Below are 5,000 nucleotides of genomic sequence, written 5' to 3' on the forward strand. Positions count from 1 at the left end.
AGGCGTATATAGTCGCCACCAACGACAACTGTCAACACACATCGATAATGTTTTTTCGATTTCTCGTAGAGATATCCACCGGGCCGAAATTCATGAGTTGGCTTGGCTGAATCGTGGGCGGCGTTCTAGCGCCTACCATCCCTGTGATGCGTCCCGAGATCGAGGCGCTGATGAGTGCCATCGCACCCGTCGCGCCTCGATGGCTGCGGAGCAATTCTCCACCGAAGCGCCGTTTAGAGCCGGTTCTCGAGCAATTCCGGCGTGATGTTCCGGCCAGCGTAGAAGATACCCAGGATCAGCACCCGCCCACCCTCGACGGCGAAGGCAATGCTGACGGCGCGGCGATAGCCAACAATCCGCAACCCCGGCATGATCTCGACCCGCTCGGTGCCCCGCTGTGGAAAAGTCGACGGCCGAGACAATGGTCACGGATACCCGCAATGAAATTCCGGGCGATCGCCGGCGACGCACGTCCGGCTAGGTCATCGTAGAGTTGCTCCAGCTCCGACTCGGCCTTGGAGTGGAAGACAATCCGATACTCCATCCCCTACTTGGCTTTCGCCTGCTTGGAGCGATGACGCGCCTCCAGCCGGAGAAGACCGTGTCGGCAGGGATGCCCTTCGTCGGATCCTGCAGGAGTTCAGCCAGGCGCCCCGGTATCTCCTCGCGCAGCCATTTCTCCCGCTCCGCCTCGAAATCCTCGAGCATGCGCAGGCCCGCGCGGACAACCTCGCTGGCATTGTTGTAGCGGCCTGATTCGAGCTGCTTCCTGATGAAGCTCTCGTAGTGGTCATTCAAAGCGTAATTTGGCATTTGCAACCTCCTGCGGGGAGCGATTCCGAATCTGGCGCCGATTCGGCCATGCCTACCTCGCGTGACTCATCCGCAGAGAATCACCCTTCGCTTTGATTCGGCATGATCGAGGCATCGCTTCAACGCCCCCAGGTCGCTCGACCAACGGCACTTGCGGCTATTGCGGCGTGACACACCGGCCGCCGGCGCGATCGAGGATTCACATGCAGGTCGATATTCGCGGCCATCAGTCATTGTCATGGTCGAGGGTGGCCACAAAAGCCGGCTGAATAGAACACCACCCCGACCAAATTCATTTCGTATTTGACTGCAAATCATCACCGGCATCACCGATGCCTGGCACGAGGATCGGATGGCTTTGTCTTTTCCGCCTCCGATTCGGTTGATCCGGCCATGGCGGCGGCCTGGCGCTTCACTTGCCAGTCCCCCAAACGGCCCGCGGGCTGCGGGCTGTTTTGTTGAGGCTTTGTTTGTTGTCGTACCTTGTCGGCTGAGTCCTCTTTGTGCGCCGAGGACTGCCGCTTGCGGGCACCATTGTCCCTTGAACGCGAACAGCCCGCCGGCTGATGCCAGGCGGGCTGTTGCTTAGTGAAGTTTGGTTTGCGGGACGGGATTTGGTTCTTTTGTCCCGCAGCTTCGGCTTCGCTTTCGGGGGCCTGAGCCTGGGCAGATCGATGGCCACCCCAGCCGCATATCAAAACGGCGCGCGGGCATTTGTGGCTGGCGGGCTGTTTTTGAAGTTTGGTTTTGGGGAGAGGATTTGTTTTCTGTCTGGCGGCTTGGCTTGGCTGGTTGCGGGCGCCTGATGACAGGCCGGCAGCACGGCACAAAACAAAAGAGCCCGCACGGTGGCGGGCTTTTTTGAATTTGGTTGCGGGGACAGGATTTGAACCTGTGACCTTCAGGTTATGAGCCTGACGAGCTACCGGGCTGCTCCACCCCGCGTCAATTTTTGTGTAAGCCGAGGCCTACAGATAGGTATATGGCTGACCAAATGAAAGGGCCGCTTACGCGGCCCGTGATCCCTTGGCGGGCCATTTCATAAAGAGAAGATTTCTCTCCATCCGATTTGGATGTGAGATCAACGTGCGTTTGGCAGACCTGGCAGCGACCTACTCTCCCGCGTCTTGAGACGAAGTACCATCAGCGCTGGAGCGTTTCACGGCCGAGTTCGGAATGGGATCGGGTGCAGCCGCTCCGCCATAACCACCAGGTCGGCAAAACGCACGTTGTTCGAGAAGCTTTTGAGCGAAGGCGCACAAAGAGACATCGGCAGCGGAGCTGTCGGGTGCCTCTCGGGGCTGTTCGCTGGTCTTTGTGTGCCTTTACGGTTCTTGGTCTGGCGCTTTCGAAGCGAAGCTTCGCAAGGTCGACCGACCGTCGGCGCTGATGCGCCGCACCCACGTAGCGCCGCCCGCAGGGCGGAACAAGCGTGAGTGAGAACAGACCATCTGACTTTGTCAGATGGGCATAAGGAATGAGAACGATCAAGCCGATCGAACTATTAGTACCGGTAAGCTTCAAGCGTTGCCGCTCTTCCACACCCGGCCTATCAACGTGGTCGTCTTCCACGGTTCTCAGGGAATACTCGTTTTAAGGTGGGTTTCCCGCTTAGATGCCTTCAGCGGTTATCCCGTCCGGATATAGCTACCCTGCTATGCGGCTGGCGCCACAACAGGTCCACCAGAGATCCGTCCATCCCGGTCCTCTCGTACTAGGGACAGATCCTTTCAATATTCCTACACCCACGGCAGATAGGGACCGAACTGTCTCACGACGTTCTGAACCCAACTCACGTACCGCTTTAAATGGCGAACAGCCATACCCTTGGGACCTGCTCCAGCCCCAGGATGCGATGAGTCGACATCGAGGTGCCAAACAACCCCGTCGATATGGACTCTTGGGGGTCATCAGCCTGTTATCCCCGGCGTACCTTTTATCCGTTGAGCGATGGCCCTTCCACGCGGGACCACCGGATCACTATGACCGACTTTCGTCTCTGCTCGACTTGTCAGTCTCGCAGTCAGGCAGGCTTATGCCATTGCACTCAGCGAACGATTTCCGACCGTTCTGAGCCCACCATCGCGCGCCTCCGTTACTCTTTAGGAGGCGACCGCCCCAGTCAAACTACCCACCATACATTGTCCCGGACCCGGATAACGGGCCGCGGTTAGACATCCATAGTAATAAGGGTGGTATTTCAAGGGTGGCTCCACCTGAGCTGGCGCCCAGGCTTCAAAGCCTACCACCTATCCTACACATGCCACTACGAATGCCAATGTAAAGCTATAGTAAAGGTGCACGGGGTCTTTCCGTCTAACCGCAGGAACCCCGCATCTTCACGGGGAATTCAATTTCACTGAGTCTATGCTGGAGACAGCGGGGAAGTCGTTACGCCATTCGTGCAGGTCGGAACTTACCCGACAAGGAATTTCGCTACCTTAGGACCGTTATAGTTACGGCCGCCGTTTACTGGGGCTTCGATTCAGAGCTTGCACCCCTCCTCTTAACCTTCCAGCACCGGGCAGGCGTCAGACCCTATACGTCGTCTTGCGACTTCGCAGAGCCCTGTGTTTTTGATAAACAGTCGCTACCCCCTGGTCTGTGCCACCCTCCTCTACTTGCGTAGAAAAGGGTCACGCTTCTTCCGAAGTTACGCGTGCAATTTGCCGAGTTCCTTCAGCATAGTTCTCTCAAGCGCCTTGGTATACTCTACCAGACCACCAGTGTCGGTTTCGGGTACGGTTTATAAGGAGGAGCTATTTCCTGGAACCACGCAGCAGCCCGTTCAATCCGATAAGATTGGACTACCTCAATGATCCGTCACTACCTCCAAGCCCACGAATATTAACGTGGTTCCCATCGACTACGCGTTTCCGCCTCGTCTTAGGGGCCGGCTAACCCTGCTCAGATTAGCTTTAAGCAGGAACCCTTGGTCTTTCGGCGGGGGAGTCTCTCACTCCCCTTACGTTACTCATGTCAGCATTCGCACTTCTGATACCTCCACCACCCCTCACGGGTATGGCTTCATCAGCTTACAGAACGCTCCGCTACCGCTTGGCCCTTGCGGACCAAACCCTAAGCTTCGGTGTATGGCTTTAGCCCCGTTACATTTTCGGCGCAAAGACCCTTATTTAGACCAGTGAGCTGTTACGCTTTCTTTAAATGATGGCTGCTTCTAAGCCAACATCCTGGTTGTTTTGGGATCCTCACATCCTTTCCCACTTAGCCATAACTTGGGGACCTTAGCTGTAGGTCAGGGTTGTTTCCCTTTTCACGACGGACGTTAGCACCCGCCGTGTGTCTGCCGACTAGTACTCCCAGGTATTCGGAGTTTGGTTAGGTTTGGTAATCCGGTGAGGACCCCTAGCCCATCCAGTGCTCTACCCCCTGGGGTATTCGGTCGACGCTCTACCTAAATAGATTTCGCGGAGAACCAGCTATTTCCGAGTTTGATTGGCCTTTCACCCCTAGCCACAAGTCATCCCGAACTATTGCAACAGTTATGGGTTCGGTCCTCCAGTAAGTGTTACCTTACCTTCAACCTGCTCATGGCTAGATCACTCGGTTTCGGGTCTAATGCGACGAACTGAACGCCCTGTTCAGACTCGCTTTCGCTGCGCCTACACCTAGCGGTTTAAGCTTGCTCGTCACACTAAGTCGCTGACCCATTATACAAAAGGTACGTGGTCACCCAGGACGAACCTTGGGCTTCCACTGTTTGTAGGCAATCGGTTTCAGGTACTCTTTCACTCCCCTTGTCGGGGTGCTTTTCACCTTTCCCTCACGGTACTAGTTCGCTATCGGTCATGCACGAGTACTTAGGCTTGGAGGGTGGTCCCCCCAATTTCAGACAGGATTTCACGTGTCCCGCCTTACTCGAGGACGATTGATTGCATTACGCGTACGGGGCTGTCACCCACTATGGCCCTACTTTCCAGAAGGTTCCGCTTGTCTCTCAATCGCCACTGGCCTGGTCCGGGTTCGCTCGCCACTACTTCCGGAGTCTCGGTTGATGTCCTTTCCTACGGGTACTTAGATGTTTCAGTTCCCCGCGTTCGCCACTTTACCCCTATGTATTCAGGGTAAGTTACCTATTATCGATACTTGGAAACCACAGCAGCAATCCGGCCTTGCGACCTTCTGGCTGCTCTGATTTTCCAAGTACCTTAGGTGGGTTTCCCCAT

The 5,000-nt window shown here is 56.0% G+C and carries 1 tRNA gene, 2 rRNA genes and 2 pseudogenes (1 of these 5 only partly in view); all 5 read right to left on the reverse strand.

Annotated features, from left to right (window positions below):
* Window positions 1–233: 233 nt before the first annotated feature.
* Window positions 234–544: pseudogene (locus LB559_RS14960) on the reverse strand (type II toxin-antitoxin system RelE/ParE family toxin).
* A gap of 3 nt (window positions 545–547) precedes the next feature.
* Window positions 548–813 (reverse strand): annotated as a pseudogene (locus LB559_RS14965) (type II toxin-antitoxin system ParD family antitoxin).
* Between the two features lie 868 nt (window positions 814–1,681).
* Window positions 1,682–1,758 (reverse strand) — tRNA-Met (locus LB559_RS14970).
* Between the two features lie 154 nt (window positions 1,759–1,912).
* Window positions 1,913–2,027, reverse strand: a 5S ribosomal RNA gene (gene rrf / locus LB559_RS14975).
* A gap of 269 nt (window positions 2,028–2,296) precedes the next feature.
* Window positions 2,297–5,000, reverse strand: a 23S ribosomal RNA gene (locus LB559_RS14980) (it continues 118 nt past the right edge of the window).

Origin of the sequence: Mesorhizobium sp. BR1-1-3, from assembly GCF_020165455.1 — a bacterium.
GTDB lineage: Bacteria > Pseudomonadota > Alphaproteobacteria > Rhizobiales > Rhizobiaceae > Mesorhizobium > Mesorhizobium ciceri.